The sequence below is a fragment of the Saccharothrix carnea genome, assembly GCF_003014735.1.
Lineage (GTDB): Bacteria > Actinomycetota > Actinomycetes > Mycobacteriales > Pseudonocardiaceae > Actinosynnema > Actinosynnema carneum.
Genome location: NZ_PYAX01000001.1, coordinates 565,043 through 579,921, shown reverse-complemented (window position 1 = coordinate 579,921; position 14,879 = coordinate 565,043). Strand labels below are relative to the sequence as shown.

The following is a 14,879-nucleotide window of genomic DNA, read 5'->3' as shown; positions in this document are numbered from 1 at the left end:
GTTCAGTTCGGCACGCGCAGCAGCAACAGCGAGCGGCCCTCCAGCACGACGGTCGCACCGGCCGCCAGGTCGCCCTCCAGCGCGGGCGTGCCGTCTGCGGTGGTGGAGTCGATCGTCGGCTCGTAGCGCCCGCCGTACTCGGGCCCCGGCAGGGTGACCTCGATCGGGTCCGCGCCCGCCTGCACGAGCAGCAGCCACGAGTCGTCCGACACCAGTTCGCCGTCACGGGAGCGCGACAGGCTGTTCGACCCGTCGATCCACATGCCCAGGAACCGACGCCCCTCGTCGAACCAGTCGGTCTCGGCCATCTCCTCGCCGTCCGGCCGGAACCACACCAGGTCGGGCGCGCCGGACGCGGTGGTGCGGCCGTCGAAGAACTGCGGCTGCCGCAACGCCGGTGACGCGCGGCGCACCCCGATCACCCGCCGGGCGAACGCCAGCATCGCCTCACCCTCGCCGGCGAGCTTCCAGTCGACCCACGACGTCTCGTCGTCCAGGCAGTACGCGTTGTTGTTGCCGCCCTGCGTGCGCCACTGCTCGTCACCGGCGGTGAGCATCGGCGTGCCGGTGGACAGCATCAGCGTGGCGAACAGGTTGCGCGCCTGCCGTGCCCGCAGCGCCAGCACCTCGGGATCGTCGGTCTCGCCCTCGACACCGCAGTTCCACGACCGGTTGTCGTTGGTGCCGTCGCGGTTGTCCTCGCCGTTGGCCAGGTTGTGCTTCTCGTTGTACGACACGAGGTCGCGCAGCGTGAACCCGTCGTGCGCGGTGATGAAGTTGACCGACTGCCACGGTCGCCGCAGGTCGTCGGCGTACAGGTCGGACGAGCCGGACAGCCGGTACGCCAGGTCGCGCACGCTGGTCATGCCGCGCCAGAAGTCGCGCACGGTGTCGCGGTACCGGCCGTTCCACTCGGCCCACTGCACGCCGAAGTCACCCACCCGGTAGCCGTCGCCGGTCGCGTCCCACGGCTCCGCGATCAGCTTGCACCGCGACAGCACGGGGTCCTGGGTGATCGCGGTCAGCATCGCCGACGCCCGGTCGAACCGCCCGCCGCCCGGCCTGCCCAGCGTGGACGCGAGGTCGAACCGGAACCCGTCCACGCCCATCTCGGTGGCCCAGTACCGCAGCGAGTCGGTCACCAGCCGGACGAACTGCGGCGATCCGGCCTCGGTGGTGTTGCCGCAGCCGGTGATGTCGAGCGTGCCGCCGCCGTCGATGTGCAGGTAGTAGCCGGGCGCGTCGAAGCCCCGGTAGGACAGCGTGGGGCCCTCCGGCCCGCCCTCGCACGTGTGGTTGAACACCACGTCGATGATCACTTCGATCTCGGCGTTGTGCAGGGCCGCCACCATCGTGCGGAACTCCTCCACCTCCCGGCCCGGCTCGCTGGCGTAGGCGGGGTGCGGCGCGAAGTAGCTCAGCGGCGAGTAGCCCCAGTAGTTGTGCCTGCCTTCGCGGATCAGCGACGGCTCGTCCACGAACGCGTGCACGGGCAGCAGCTCCACCGACGTCACGCCGAGCCGCGTCAGGTGCTCCAGCACGGCCGGGTGCGCCAGCCCCAGGTAGGTGCCGCGCTGGTGCTCGGGCACGGCCGGGTGCTGCCGGGTGAAGCCCCGCACGTGCAGCTCGTAGACCACCGCCTCCTCGAACGGCACCTCCGGCTTCACGCCCGTGTCCGGCCCACCGGGCGAGGTGACCACGGACAGCGGCACGCTGCCCAGCGAGTCGACCGGCGACGGCCCGCCGAGCATCGGGTCGCCCACGTAGCCCAGCGCCGCGTCCAGGTCGGAAAGAGTCCCCGTGATCCGCGTCGCATACGGGTCGACCAACAGCTTCGCCGGGTTGCACCGCAGGCCCCGGGACGGGTCGTACGGGCCGTGCACGCGGTAGCCGTACCGCTGGCCGGGCGTGACGCCGGAGATCAGCCCGTGCCACACACCGAACGTGCGCTCGGTCAGCTCCACCCGTTCCTCGGTGCCGTCTTCGCTGATCAGGCACACTTCGACGGCGTCAGCGGGCGGCGCCGAGACCGCGAAGCGCACACCTCCGGCCTCGGGGTGAGCCCCGAGGGGGAACGGTCGGCCCGCGAGCAGGATCGAGTCGGCAGCCATGTCCCCGATCTTTCCAGCACACGCGCCCCGTGTGGGATGAGCGCGCTGAGGTTCACCGACCCCGCCCATACCTCCCCCCACCGGACCACCGGCGGAAGGGGGTGCAGAACAATGGCGGCGGCGATGCACCGACGGGGCGAGGGCAGGCGTGGAAAACGAAGATCTGGTCATCCACATGCAGGGTGTTTCGGTTCGACGTGGCAAGACCACGCTGGTCGGGGACGTCGACTGGAGCGTGGAGCTGGACGAGCGCTGGGTCGTGCTCGGCCCGAACGGGGCGGGCAAGACCACGCTGCTGAGGCTGGCCGGCGCGGAGCTGCACCCGACCAAGGGCAAGGTGCACCTGCTCGGCGAGCGGATCGGCCGGACCGACGTGGCCGAGTTGCGGCCCCGGATCGGGCTGTCCTCGTCGGCGTTGAACGGGCGCATCCCGGCCGACGAGAAGGTGGTCGACCTGGTGGTCAGCGCCGGGTACGCGGTGCTGGGCCGCTGGCGCGAGGAGTACGACAAGCTCGACACCGGCCGTGCCAAGGAGCTGCTGGCCACGATGGGCATCGAGCACCTGGCCGACCGCACCTACGGCACGTTGTCCGAGGGTGAGCGCAAGCGCACGCTGATCTCCCGGGCGTTGATGACCGACCCCGAGATGCTGCTGCTGGACGAGCCGGCGGCGGGCCTCGACCTGGGCGGTCGCGAGGACCTGGTGGCCCGGCTGTCGGAGCTGGCGCTCGACCCGGACGCGCCGGCGATCGTGCTGGTCACGCACCACGTGGAGGAGATCCCGCCCGGTTTCACGCACGCGCTGCTGCTGCGTGACGGCGGCATCGTGGCGCAGGGCCTGCTGGACGACGTGCTGACCGAGGAGAACCTGTCGAAGACGTTCGACCAGCCGTTGGAGCTCCAGCGGTCGGGTGACAGGTACTTCGCCCGGCGCAAAACTACCCAGGGGTAACCTGCGAGGCGCACCGACGTCAGGTCGAGGAGGACCGCGTGGCTGAGTTCGTGAGGCTCGAAGTCGAGGACGGGATCGGCACCATCCGGCTGGACCGCCCGCCGATGAACGCGCTCAACCGGCAGGTCCAGGAGGAGATCCGGTCCGCCGCGCTGGAGGCGACCGACCGGGCCGACGTCTACTCGGTGATCGTGTACGGCGGTCCGAAGGTGTTCGCGGCGGGTGCGGACATCAAGGAGATGGCCGAGCTGTCCTATGCCGAGATGGCGGCCCGCGCGGGCGCGTTCACGTCGGCGTTGCGCGCGGTGGAGGAGATCCCGAAGCCGACCGTGGCCGCCATCACCGGCTACGCCCTGGGCGGCGGGTTCGAGCTGGCGCTGTGCGCGGACCGGCGGATCGCGGGCGACAACGCCAAGGTCGGACAGCCGGAGATCCTGCTCGGCGTGATCCCCGGCATGGGCGGCACCCAGCGCCTGCCGCGGCTGATCGGGCCGTCGCGGGCCAAGGACCTGATCTACACCGGCCGGTTCGTCGGCGCCGAGGAGGCGTTGCGGATCGGCATGGTGGACGAGGTCGTGGCACCGGACGACGTCTACGAGGCGGCGAAGCGGTGGGCCGGCCGGTTCGTCAACGGCCCGGTGCGCGCGTACGCCGCCGCGAAGGCCGCGATCGACGGCGGGCTGGACACCGACCTGGGCAGCGGGCTGAAGCTGGAGAGCCAGCTGTTCGCCGCGATGTTCGCCACCGAGGACCAGAAGACCGGCATGGCGTCGTTCATCGAGAACGGCCCGGGGAAGGCGAAGTTCAGTGGCCGTTGATCCCAAGCCGAACCCGCACGCCACCGCCGAGGATATCGAGGCGGCGTACAAGGACCCCAAGCTCGCCAACGTGCTCTACCACGACTGGGAAGCCGGCACGTACGACGAGAAGTGGTCGATCTCCTACGACGAGCGCTGCATCACCTACGCCAAGGACCGGTTCCGGGCTGTCGCGGGTGACACCGGGCCGTACGAGCACGCGCTGGAGCTGGGCTGCGGCACCGGGTTCTTCCTGCTCAACCTGATGCAGGGCGACTTGATCAAGCGCGGCTCGGTCACCGACCTGTCGCCGGGCATGGTCGAGGTGGCGCTGCGCAACGCCGACCAGCTGGGGCTGCCGGTGGACGGCCGGGTGGCCGACGCCGAGCGCATACCGTACGACGACGACACGTTCGACCTGGTGGTGGGGCACGCGGTGCTGCACCACATCCCGGACGTGCCCGCCGCCATGCGCGAGGTGCTGAGGGTGCTCAAGCCGGGCGGCAAGTTCGTGTTCGCGGGCGACCCGACGAACGTGGGCAACTTCTACGCCCGCAAGCTCGGCCGGCTCACCTGGTGGCTGACCACGAACGTGACCAAGCTCGGCCCGCTCAACGACTGGCGCCGGCCGCAGGAGGAGCTGGACGAGTCCTCGCGCGCGGCGGCGCTGGAGGCCGTGGTGGACCTGCACACGTTCGACCCGGGTGACCTGGAGCGGACGGCTCGCGGTGCCGGCGCGGTCGGGGTGCGTGCGGTGACCGAGGAGCTGTCGGCGGCGCTGTTCGGCTGGCCGGTGCGCACGTTCGAGGCCGCCGTGCCGCGCGAGAAGCTGGGCTTCGGCTGGGCGATGTTCGCCTACAAGACCTGGCAGCGGCTGTCCTGGGTGGACGAGAACGTGCTGGCCAAGGTGCTGCCGCGCGAGTTGTTCTACAACGTGTCCGTGACGGGCCGCAAGCCGCTCTAGTGGCCTACGCGTTCAGCCTCGACGACGTGGCGTACCTGCGTTCGGACGCCGGGTGCGCCGCGTTGTCGGCGCTGGCCGACCTGCCGTTGACGCCCGCGTCGCGGCTGGCCGACGTGAACCGGGCCAGGCAGGTCTCGCCGACGCACTTCGCGGCGGTGCTGGAGACGTTGCTGCTCCGGCGCAAGGCAGTGGCGAAGGTCGCTTTCGCCGACGGGTTGTTCACCTCCGACGCGGTGCAGCAGGCCACCGCGCACCCCGTGGCGGTGCACCGGGCGCGTCGGTTCACCGGACCCGCGCACGACGTGACGTGCTCGATCGGCGCGGACCTCGCGGCGTTGCCGGAGGGCTCGGTCGGGTCGGACCTCGACCCGGTGCGGCTGGCGATGGCGCGGCACAACCTGGGCGACGCGGTGCCGCTGGTGCGGGCCGACGCGTTGCGGCCGGTGTCGCGTGGCACGGCGGTGCTCGCGGACCCGGCCCGGCGGGACGCGAGCGGGCGGCGCACGTGGCACCCCTCGGACTTCGCGCCGCCGCTGGACGAGCTGGCCGACGCCTACGCCGCGCGTGACCTGGCGGTGAAGTGCGCGCCGGGCGTGGACTTCGCGGTCGCGCCGTGGGCGGACGAGGTCGAGCTGGTGTCGTTGGACGGGCAGGTGCGCGAGGCGTGCCTGTGGACGCGCGGCCTGGCCACGCCGGGGGTGACGCGGCGGGCGACCGTGCTGCGGTCGGACGGTCCGGAGTGGACGATCACCTCCGCCGAGCCGGACGACTGCGGGGTGAGCGAGCCGGCCGAGTGGCTGGTCGACCCGGACGGCGCGGTGGTGCGGGCCGGGCTGGTGCGGCACTACGCGGCACGGCACGGGCTGGCGCAGCTGGACGAGCGGATCGCCTACCTGACCGGGCCGGTGCCGCCGCCGGGCGTGCGCGCGTTCCGGGTGGTGGAGCACGGGCACTACAGCGAGAAGGCGTTGCGGTCCGTGCTGCGCGCGCACGACGTGGGGCGGCTGGAGGTCCTGGTGCGCGGGCTGGACGTGGACCCGAACGCGTTGCGGCCGAGGCTGAAGCTGTCCGGTTCGGGCGAGGCGACCGTGGTGTTGACCCGCATCGGCCGCCGTCCCGTCTACCTGCTCGCGCACGCCGAGCGCACCTAGCCCGCCAGGCCCGCCAGGCCCGCCAGCCTTTCGAACAGGAACGCGCGCAGGCCGTCGAGGTCGGCGTCCATCGTGATGTCGAGGGTCTTCGGCGCGTCCACTTCGAGGCGTTGGTCGACCACGAGCGCGCCCCGGTTCGGGCCGAACGAGCAGTCGACGTCCACCGGGAACGGGGTGCCGCTGAGGATCCCCGGCCGCACGGCCTCGGCCACCGCGACCGCGTCGTGCACCGCCATGCCGTCCCAGCCGAGGAACCGCCGGTAGGTCTCCAGGTAGGACGGCGTGAGGCCGACCAGCGTGGCGGCGACGGCGGACGTCTTCGCCAGCGCGTCCAGCCACTCGGCGCTGACCGCGCACCGGCGGGTGAGGTCCATCGGGACCAGCGTCGTCGGCACGTCCTCCTCGACCAGCACGCGGCGGGCGGCCTCGGGGTCGCTCCAGACGTTGAACTCGGCCGTGGCGGTGACGTTGCCGCCACCGACACCGCCGCCCATGACGACGAGCCTGCCGATCTTCGGCTTGAGGTCCGGGTGCGCGGCCAGCAGCAGGGCGATGTTGGTGAGCGGGCCGATGGGCACGATCGTGACGGGTCGGGCTGCCTGTTCGAGGAGTTCGCGCAGGAGCGTGACGGCGTCACGCGCGTCCGGGCCGCGGGTGGCTTCGGGCAGCGTGTCGGCGTACCCGGAGAGGCCGTCCGAGCCGTGTGCGCTGGACAGGTGCGGGTGGGGGTGGACCAACGGTCGGGACGCGCCCACGCCCACCGGCACGTCGTCGCGGCCGAGCAGCGCCAGCAGCCGCAGGGCGTTGCGGGTGGTGTTCTCCAGCGAGACGTTGCCGAAGACCGTGGTCACCCCGATCAGCTCGACCTCGGGGCTGGCGGCGGCGACGGCGAGGGCGAACGCGTCGTCCACGCCAGGGTCGGTGTCGATGATCAACGGAGTGCGCACGGGCCCCACTGTGACACGGTTCGTCGGTGACCGGGAGCGCCGGCTACCCTGCCTGCGTGACGAGCATGTGGGGCGCACCGGTGTGGACGAGGTGGCGTCGGTCGCGCCGCGACCCGGCGCAGGCCAGGTTCCTCACCCTGGCCTCGCTGCGCTGGGTGCTGCGGCACCGCGCGTACACGCCCTGGTACCTGGTGCGGTACTGGCGGCTGCTGAAGTTCCGGGTCGCGAACCCGCACGTGGTGCTGCGCGGCATGGTGTTCCTGGGCAAGAAGGTCGAGCTGCACTGCCGCCCCGGCTACGGCCGGCTGGAGATCGGCCGCTGGGTCCACATCGGCGACGGCAACGCCATCCGCTGCCACGAGGGTTCCCTGCGGATCGGCGACAAGGCCGTGTTCGGCAAGGACAACACGGTCAACTGCTACCTGGACGTGGAGATCGGCGCCGCCACGCTGATCGCCGACTGGGTCTACATCTGCGACTTCGACCACGTGACGGCGGACATCACGCTGCCGATCAAGGACCAGGGCATCGTGAAGTCGCCGGTGCGCATCGGGCCGGACTGCTGGCTCGGCACGAAGGTCACCGTGACCCGCGGCACGCGGATCGGGCGCGGGTGCGTGATCGGCGCGCACGCGGTGGTGCGCGGCGAGGTGCCGGACTTCAAGATCGCCGTCGGCCTGCCGGCGCGGGTCGTCAAGGACCGCCGTGAGGACTACGAGGCCGACGCGGTGCGCCGGGCCGCCGTCGCCGACATGGCCCGCAAGGCGCGGGAAGCCCTGGAACAGTCCCGCAACGGTTCCTAGCTACACGGGCTGGAGTTCCTCGCCCGCCTTGCGGTCGTACGCCTCCTGCGCGGCGCGGATGTCCTCGATGTGGTTCTCCGACCACGCCCTGATCGCGTCCATCAGCCCGCCCACGTCGTCACCCAGCGGCGTGAGGCTGTACTCGACGCGCGGCGGCACGCTGGGGTAGACGGCGCGGTGCACGAGACCGGCCCGTTCCAGGTCGCGGAGCGTCTGGGTGAGCATCTTCTGGGTGATGCCGTCGAGGCGGCGGCGCAGTTCGCCGAAGCGCATGGTGCCTGGCCGCAGGGCGGCCACCACCAGGCACACCCACTTGTTGGCCAGCAGGTCGAGCACGGCCCGGGAGGCGCAGGTGCGGAGGTAGGCATCCGCGCCGCCGTGGGCGCGCAGGTCAGAGACGGTATACACAAGGTACCTAGATACCATTCAGGTGCCTTCTTCACAAGAGATACCACCATGGATGATCCTTTCGACCATGACGAACGAGATGCGTGCGGTTGTGGTCGAGGCCTTCGGCGAGCCCGAGGCCCTGAAGGTGCGGGCGGTCGCGAAGCCGGAGCCGGCGATGGGCGAGATCCTGGTCGAGGTGCGCGCGGCGGGCGTGAACGCGTTCGACTGGCTGGTGCGCCGCCACGGCTACTGGTTCAGCACGCCGTGGGTGCCGGGTTGGGACGTGTCCGGCGTCGTTGCGGCCGTGCCGGCGGGGGAGAACCGGTTCCGGGTGGGCGACGAGGTGTTCGGGATGCCCCACCTGCCGCGCCCGGCCGGTGCGTACGCCGAGTACGTCGCCGCGCCCGCGCGCCACTTCGCCCGCAAGCCCGCCAACGTCGACCACGCACAGGCGGCGGCGCTGCCGCTGGCCGCGCTCACCGCGTGGCAGGTCCTGACCGAGGCCGCCGGGGTCAAGCCCGGTGACCGGGTGCTGGTCCACGCCGCCGCGGGCGGTGTCGGGCACGTCGCCGTGCAGCTGGCGAAGGCGCTCGGCGCGTGGGTGATCGGCACCGCGAGCGCGGGCAAGCACGACCTGCTGCGCGAGCTGGGCGCCGACGAGCTGGTGGACTACCGGACGCGGGACTTCGGCGAGCTGGACGACGTCGACGTGGTGGTCGACCTGGTCGGCGGCGACTACGAAGAGCGGTCGATGCGGGTGCTCAAGCCGGGTGGGGTGTACGTGGGCCTGACCGACCCCAGCCGGCTGCCCGAGCTGCTCGTGATGGCCGAGGCGCTGGGTGTGCGTGCCAAGACCGTGTCCGTGGCGCCGGACCACGCCGCGCTGGAGCACCTGGCCGGGTTGGTGGAGCGCGGCGAGCTGAGGGCGGTCGTCGCCGAGACGTTCCCGCTGGAGGACGTCGTCAAGGCGCACGAGGTCGGCGAGGCCAACCGGACCACGGGCAAGCTGGTGCTCACCGTCTGAGGCCGTCCACCACCAGGTCGACGGTGGCGACCAGGAACTCGTCGGTGACCGGCCGACCGGTCACCAGCAGGCGGAAGTAGGGCGGCCCGAGCACCGCCTCGATCACCCGCTCGGGGTCGACGGGCGCGATCTCGCCGCGTTCGACGGCACGGCGGACCACCTCGCCGTCCACCGCGAGGCGTTCGGTCCAGAACGCGCGGCTGGTCGCGGCCACCGCGTCGTCGTGCGGCGAGAGTGCGACGGCGACCCGGACCATCGCCTGCACCTCGACCGTCGCCAGGTTCGCGATCGCGGTCCGGACCAGGGCGAGCAGGTCTTCGCGCAGGTCACCGGTGTCCGGGATGGGCACCTCGGCGGTCGCGCGGGCGCGGATCGCGTCGAGCAGCAACGCCTCCCGCGTGCCCCAGCGCCGGTAGACGGTCGTCTTGTTGACGCCCGCGCGCCGGGCGACACCTTCCAGGCTCACATTGTGGTAGCCGGCCGCGGCCAGCTCGGCGAGGCCGGCTTCCAGCACGGCGGCGCGGACCTGCGCGCTGCGACCACCTGGACGACGGCGTGGCTCGGGCACGTGGTGCAGTCGGCGGCCCTGGAGTACGGCGTGGACGGCATCCGCGTGAACGCGATCATGCCCGGCATCACCGACACCCCGATGATCCGCCCGGCCGAGTTGGACGACGCCACCTGGAACCAGGCCAAGGTCGCGTTGGGTCAGCTCAACGTGGACGGCCTGAAGCGGATCGCGTCACCGGACGACATCGCCCGCGCCGTGCTCGCGCTGGCGTCCGACGACCTGGCCTACCTGACCGGCGCCGCCATCCCGGTGGACGGCGGCATCGTCGCGGGCCGCCGGATGCTCCTGCCGCAACTGCCCGCCTGACCTCGATCCGCAGAAGTGCGGCTCATCGGAGTCGATCTCCTGCGAGGATCGGCCGAACCCCGCCGTCCCGCCTCGTGGAGTGCCCGTGTCACGACCCGACTTGTTCACGTACACGGGCGCTCTTCGCGTGCTGGGGAAGTACGAACGGCCGTGGTTCGAGAAGTTCGACATGGCCTTGGGCGGCGCGATCCTGGCCGGTGGCGCGCTCGGCGGCGGGGACGTCCTCGGGCTGATCGACCCCAAGAACGAGGCCATGTCGTCGTTGCGGAAGGTGCTCGACGGGCTGTCGGCGAAGCTGACCGGCCTGTCCGGTGTGCACCGCCAGGAACTGGTGTCCGCCGCGCACACCGTGATCGCGGTGAACTCGGTGTTCGACGCCTTCCGCGACCTGCTCGGTCCCGCGTTCGACCGGCTCGACATCACCGATCGCGAGAAGTTCAGGATGCTCGGCGTCGAGCCGGCCGGGAAGAACGAGGCATCCGCCTTACCCGCGTTGGCCGAACTGGACGTCCCGGCTCCCGGCGCCACGCGCGGTTTCCAGCAGAACCTCGACGGCCCGCTCACGCACTTCTTCTCGGCGACCGCGACGGCGGTGGCGAACTTCCTCGCGGGACTGGCGGCGTGGCCCGCCCTGTCGGCCGGGTTGGACCACCGCTGGCTGTCGACGGTCGCCGAGGGGAGCCGCGAGCAGTACCAGCACCACTACCTGGGGCTCGCGTCGGCGATCCCGGAGTTCGAGGTGTGGACGTTCATCGGTGAGCACTCGGCCACTCGCGCCGCCGTCGAGGCGGGCAACGCGCGGCTGGCGGAAGCCTTGGCCGCCCAGACCGAATCGCTGGAGCGCTTCGCCCGGCTGCTGTCGCTGGCCACGCCCGCGAGGCCCCAGCCGGACCGTTCGTACCGGGCGAAGCTGGAGAGGGCGGCGTCGGCCACGCTCGCCAAGCCCTTGCTGCGGACCGACCCGGACACGCACCCCGTCAACGCCCGCTTCCCGTCCGTGGAACGCGGTTTCGTCGCGCCCAGGTATCGCGTCGCCGTGCACGACGAGGAAGCCGTGCCGTCGTCCGAGGAGTGGTGGTCGTCGCACACCGCGATCGAGGAGGACATCGACGCGTTCCTGGCGGCGCACCTGTCGAGCCCGACCAGCACCGATCGGCCGCTGCTGGTGCTGGGGCACCCAGGCGCGGGCAAGTCGCTGCTGATGGAGGTGCTCGCGGCCCGACTGCCCGCGTCCGGGTACACAGTGGTCAACGTCCAGCTGCGCAAGGTCAACGCCGATGACCCGGTCCGGGCGCAGATCGAGACGGCGTTGACGGACGTGCTGGCGGAGAAGGTCGACTGGGGCAGGCTCGCCGACGAGTGCGACGACAGCATCCGCGTCGTGCTGCTGGACGGGTTCGACGAACTCGTCCAGGCGAGCGGCGTGACGCAGTCCAACTACATCAAGCAGGTGCGCGACTTCCAGGAGGGCGAAGCCGCCCTGGGTCGGCCGGTGGCGGTCGTCATCACGTCGAGGACGCTCGTCGTGGACCGGGCGCGCATCCCGCACGGTGTGCCGATCGTGAAGCTGGAGGAGTTCGACAACCCCCGCATCGGCAAGTGGCTCGACGCGTGGAACACCGCGAACACCGCCACCCCGGACTTCCGGCCGCTCGCCCCGGACGACCTGCTCCGCCACGGCGACCTGGCCAGGCAGCCGCTGATCCTGTTGATGCTGGCCATCTACGCGGCCGACGCGGAGAGCGGTCGGCTGGACGACGAGAACCTGTCCCAGGCCGAGCTGTACGAGCGGCTGATCGACTCGTTCGTGGTGCGGCAGGCCCGGGACAAGAGCCGCGTGCAGCCGTCCGAGGCTCAGATCGCCAAGCGGGTCAAGCAGGGCAGGTGGCAGCTGGGCATCGCCGCGCTGGCCATGTTCAACCGGGGACGCCAGTACGTGGAGGACGCGGAACTGGAACGCGACCTCAAGCCGTTCACCGCGTCGCCGGAGGCCGTGCAGCGCAGCACGTTCGACGACCCGCTCACCCTCGCCGACCGGACCGTGGGCGACTTCTTCTTCATCCACTCGGCGCAGCTGAACGAGCGTGACGGCAAGCCGAGCCGCCGGACCTACGAGTTCCTGCACGCCACGTTCGGCGAGTACCTGATCGCCGAGGTGACCCTGAACCTGCTCCGCACGATCCTCGCGGACAAGCAACGGCGCGAGTCGAGTCCCTTCGAGGACTTCGGCCTGCTGGACGACGCCCTGCTGTACGCGCTCATCTCCCACCAGGCGTTCACCAAGCGGCTGCCGGTCCTCAACTTCGCCAAGGGCTTGTTCAGCGCCCTCGACCAAGACGACCGCACGGGCATCCTCGACGTGCTGGACCAGCTGATCCGATCGGTCCACGAGCGGGTGAAGCACGACCAGCACCCGGCCTACGACCCGTCCGGGGCGACGCTCGTGTCACGGGTGGCGGCCTACTCGGCGAACCTGATCTGCCTGCGGGTCGCCATGGATGACGCGCCCGTGCCGCTGGACCGCCTGTTCCCGGAACTGGACGACTGGCGATCCGTGGTCCACCTGTGGCACTCCGGGCTGGACACCGAAGGGTGGCAGAGCGTGCTCCGGACGCTCACCCTCGGTTGGGACGGCGAGACCGCCCGCATCATCTTCAACGACGATTCCTCCGGAAGCGACCACGTGCGCGAAGCTCGGCTCTTGGGCGATCCGGTGCTCGAAGGCACGATCAGTGCGGGGCGTCACTTCGTCGGTGCCCCCATCTCCCCGGTCGAACGCGAACAAGCGCTGCTGGAGGAGTTCTCCCAGTGGATCGTCCAGACGACCGGGATGGCCGACCTGCGCAGCGCCCTCCCCTACGACATCACCAGGTTCGAAGAGATCATCTCCGCGCTCGAGGACGGGGTGGCGCTGAACGACGCCGGAGAGCGGGCCCTGCTCTTCGCCTTGTCCCGCGACGCGTGGAGACTTCCTCCGGACGTGGTGCGCAGGGCGGTCGTGTGGCTTCTGCCGGCCGAGCCGCGCGCCCTCGCCATGGGAGCCGAGATGTGTTCCATCATCTGTGCGCATCCGCAGGTGCTGGACGAGATCGGACACCTGGCGGATCGGCTGATCACCGTGATCGCCGCGGACCGGGACAGCGTGCACGTGAGCCTGGTCCTGCTGTGGCGGGCACGATCGAGCGCCGCCGAAGGCGCCCCGGTCATGTTGGACGCGCTGCTGGGAGCCGTGGACCACACCGCCCGCGAGTCCACTCGGGGCCTGTTGAGCAGGATCTACTTCCCGGTCGAGTTCTTCGAGTACCTCACCAGTGCCGAAGCGGTGAACTGGGTGTTCGACCGGGCACTCCTCGAGTGGTTGAAGGACGCCTCCCGGTTCGCGTTGAACAGAGTCGAGCCGCAGCACTTCCGGGCAGTGGTCGAGAAGTTCGTGGAGGGTGCTACCCCAGAGGAGGACATCCTCGACTTCGTCCGGGGTTACCTCACCGTGCACGAGGTCGAAGGGACCTTTCCCGACCTTGCCTCGGCGCTCGACGCGCTCCGGCGCATGGAGTCCTAGAGGAACACGTTGCCGGTCGGGATCTTCGGGCGGCCCAGCGACGGGTGGTCGTGGACGGTGGCGGAGCGGTAGACCGCGACGGTTTCCTCGGCGATCTTCGACCAGTCGAAGTCGGTCGCCAGGCGGGACTTCGCGGCGCGGGCTCGGCGTTGGGCGGCGGGGCGGTCGTCCAGGACGGAGCGGACCGCGCCGGCCAGGGCGTCGATGTCACCGGGGGCGAAGGACAGGCCGGTGACGCCGTCCAGGACGACTTCGCCGAGACCGCCCGCGGTGGACGCGACCAGTGGAGTGCCGGCCGCCGCCGCCTCCAGCGCCACGATCCCGAACGGCTCGTACTTGCTCGGCAGCACGACCGCGTCCGCCGCCGCCAGGGCCGCCGCCAGCGCGCGGTCCGGCAGGTGGCCGACGAAGTCGACCGCCCGCCGCACCTTGTGCTTGCGCGCCTGCTCCACGAGCCAGTCCCGGTGCGTCCCGGTGCCGGCCACGACCAGCCGCGTGCCGGGGTGGATGCGGCGGATGCGGGGCAGGGCGGCGATCAGGTCCTGCACGCCCTTCTCCCACTCCAGCCGACCGAAGAACAGCAGCAGCGGCGCACCGGACGGGCTGTGCGCGGCCCGCGCGGCGGCCACGTCGGACGAGCGCACGCGCCACCGTCGTGGCTCGATGCCGTTGTGCAGCACGGTGACGGACGACGGCTCCACCTCGAACAGGTGCGCCACCTCGGTCCTCATCGCCGACGAGCACGTGATCAGCGCGTCCGCCCGGTTCGCCAGCCACCACTCGACGGAGTGCACCTGCTGGTTCAACGTCTGTGACAGCCACCCGCTGTGCCGCCCGGCCTCGGTCGCGTGCACGGTCGCCACCAACGGCGCGCCGCACACCTCCGCCAGCGCGATCGCGGGGTGCGTGACCAGCCAGTCGTGCGCGTGCACGACGTCCGGCCGCCAGTCCGCCAGCAACCTCAACCCGGCACGCGTCATCGCGTGACCCATGGCCAGCGTCCACGCCACCAGGTCCCGCTCGAACACCAGGTGCGTCGGGTCCTCGGCCACCCGGATCAGCCGCACGCCGTCGACCACGCCATCCGTCGTGGGGTGCGTGACCGCGTCCGTCCCGGCGGGCTGCCGGCACAGCACGACCACCTCGTGCCCCTGCGCCGCCAGGTGCCCGGCCAGCGCGTGCACGTGCCGGCCCAATCCGCCGACGACGACCGGCGGGTACTCCCAGGACAACATCAGCACGCGCATGGGCCATCCCTGTGTTCGATTGCCGCTGCTCCGCAGACGGCGGGCTCGGTCGCCTGA

At 71.4% G+C, this 14,879-nt stretch carries 13 protein-coding genes; 8 read left to right on the top strand and 5 right to left on the bottom strand.

Annotated features, from left to right (window positions below):
• Window positions 1-2 precede the first annotated feature (2 nt).
• On the bottom strand, window positions 3-2,111 hold the full coding sequence (gene glgX / locus B0I31_RS02840; protein ID WP_106613676.1) for a glycogen debranching protein GlgX: 2,109 nt from the start codon (window positions 2,109-2,111) through the stop codon (window positions 3-5).
• Between the two features lie 175 nt (window positions 2,112-2,286).
• On the opposite strand from glgX, the gene B0I31_RS02835 reads away from it, so the two are divergent.
• Genes B0I31_RS02835 through B0I31_RS02820 form a run of 4 tightly spaced genes read left to right on the top strand, consistent with a single transcriptional unit; the run spans window position 2,287 to window position 5,975 of the window.
• Window positions 2,287-3,063, top strand: a complete 777-nt coding sequence (locus B0I31_RS02835) for an ABC transporter ATP-binding protein (protein WP_106613675.1) — start codon at window positions 2,287-2,289, stop codon at window positions 3,061-3,063.
• A gap of 38 nt (window positions 3,064-3,101) precedes the next feature.
• On the top strand, window positions 3,102-3,881 hold the full coding sequence (locus B0I31_RS02830) for an enoyl-CoA hydratase/isomerase family protein (protein ID WP_106613674.1): 780 nt from the start codon (window positions 3,102-3,104) through the stop codon (window positions 3,879-3,881).
• The gene (locus tag B0I31_RS02825) at window positions 3,871-4,824 is read left to right on the top strand and encodes a class I SAM-dependent methyltransferase (RefSeq protein WP_106613673.1); all 954 of its coding nucleotides are present in this window, start codon (window positions 3,871-3,873) and stop codon (window positions 4,822-4,824) included. The genes B0I31_RS02830 and B0I31_RS02825 overlap by 11 nt, the downstream gene beginning before the upstream one ends.
• Window positions 4,824-5,975, top strand: coding sequence for a THUMP-like domain-containing protein (locus tag B0I31_RS02820; RefSeq protein WP_106613672.1), 1,152 nt, complete (start codon window positions 4,824-4,826; stop codon window positions 5,973-5,975). Before B0I31_RS02825 ends, B0I31_RS02820 begins: the two co-directional genes overlap by 1 nt.
• Here B0I31_RS02820 and B0I31_RS02815 read toward each other — a convergent pair.
• On the bottom strand, window positions 5,972-6,922 hold the full coding sequence (locus B0I31_RS02815; RefSeq protein WP_106613671.1) for a nucleoside hydrolase: 951 nt from the start codon (window positions 6,920-6,922) through the stop codon (window positions 5,972-5,974). The genes B0I31_RS02820 and B0I31_RS02815 overlap by 4 nt on opposite strands.
• Before the next feature lie 56 nt (window positions 6,923-6,978).
• Here B0I31_RS02815 and B0I31_RS02810 point away from each other — a divergent pair, with 56 nt between their 5' ends.
• A complete protein-coding gene (locus B0I31_RS02810; protein ID WP_106614010.1) occupies window positions 6,979-7,725 on the top strand; it encodes an acyltransferase in 747 nt (248 codons plus the stop codon).
• Here the strand turns inward: B0I31_RS02810 and B0I31_RS02805 are convergent, their stop codons facing one another.
• The gene (locus tag B0I31_RS02805) at window positions 7,726-8,133 is read right to left on the bottom strand and encodes a winged helix-turn-helix transcriptional regulator (protein ID WP_181319957.1); all 408 of its coding nucleotides are present in this window, start codon (window positions 8,131-8,133) and stop codon (window positions 7,726-7,728) included.
• A 67-nt stretch (window positions 8,134-8,200) separates the two neighbouring features.
• Between B0I31_RS02805 and B0I31_RS02800 the strand changes: the two genes are divergently transcribed.
• Window positions 8,201-9,139 carry an NADP-dependent oxidoreductase gene (locus tag B0I31_RS02800; protein ID WP_245949615.1) on the top strand — a complete coding sequence of 313 codons (939 nt, stop codon included), beginning with the start codon at window positions 8,201-8,203 and terminating at the stop codon, window positions 9,137-9,139.
• Here the strand turns inward: B0I31_RS02800 and B0I31_RS02795 are convergent.
• Window positions 9,129-9,605: a TetR/AcrR family transcriptional regulator gene (locus B0I31_RS02795; RefSeq protein WP_181319956.1), complete on the bottom strand. Its 477-nt coding sequence runs from the start codon at window positions 9,603-9,605 to the stop codon at window positions 9,129-9,131. The genes B0I31_RS02800 and B0I31_RS02795 overlap by 11 nt on opposite strands.
• A gap of 3 nt (window positions 9,606-9,608) precedes the next feature.
• Between B0I31_RS02795 and B0I31_RS02790 the strand changes: the two genes are divergently transcribed.
• Both B0I31_RS02790 and B0I31_RS02785 read left to right on the top strand, forming a co-directional pair.
• The gene (locus B0I31_RS02790; RefSeq protein ID WP_181319955.1) at window positions 9,609-10,016 is read left to right on the top strand and encodes an SDR family oxidoreductase; all 408 of its coding nucleotides are present in this window, start codon (window positions 9,609-9,611) and stop codon (window positions 10,014-10,016) included.
• Window positions 10,017-10,101: 85 nt separating this feature from the next.
• Complete coding sequence (locus B0I31_RS02785; protein ID WP_146173708.1) at window positions 10,102-13,575, top strand: NACHT domain-containing protein; 3,474 nt, start codon at window positions 10,102-10,104, stop codon at window positions 13,573-13,575.
• Here B0I31_RS02785 and B0I31_RS02780 read toward each other — a convergent pair.
• Complete coding sequence (locus B0I31_RS02780) at window positions 13,572-14,822, bottom strand: glycosyltransferase family 4 protein (protein ID WP_106613667.1); 1,251 nt, start codon at window positions 14,820-14,822, stop codon at window positions 13,572-13,574. The genes B0I31_RS02785 and B0I31_RS02780 overlap by 4 nt on opposite strands.
• Between the last annotated feature and the right edge of the window lie 57 nt (window positions 14,823-14,879).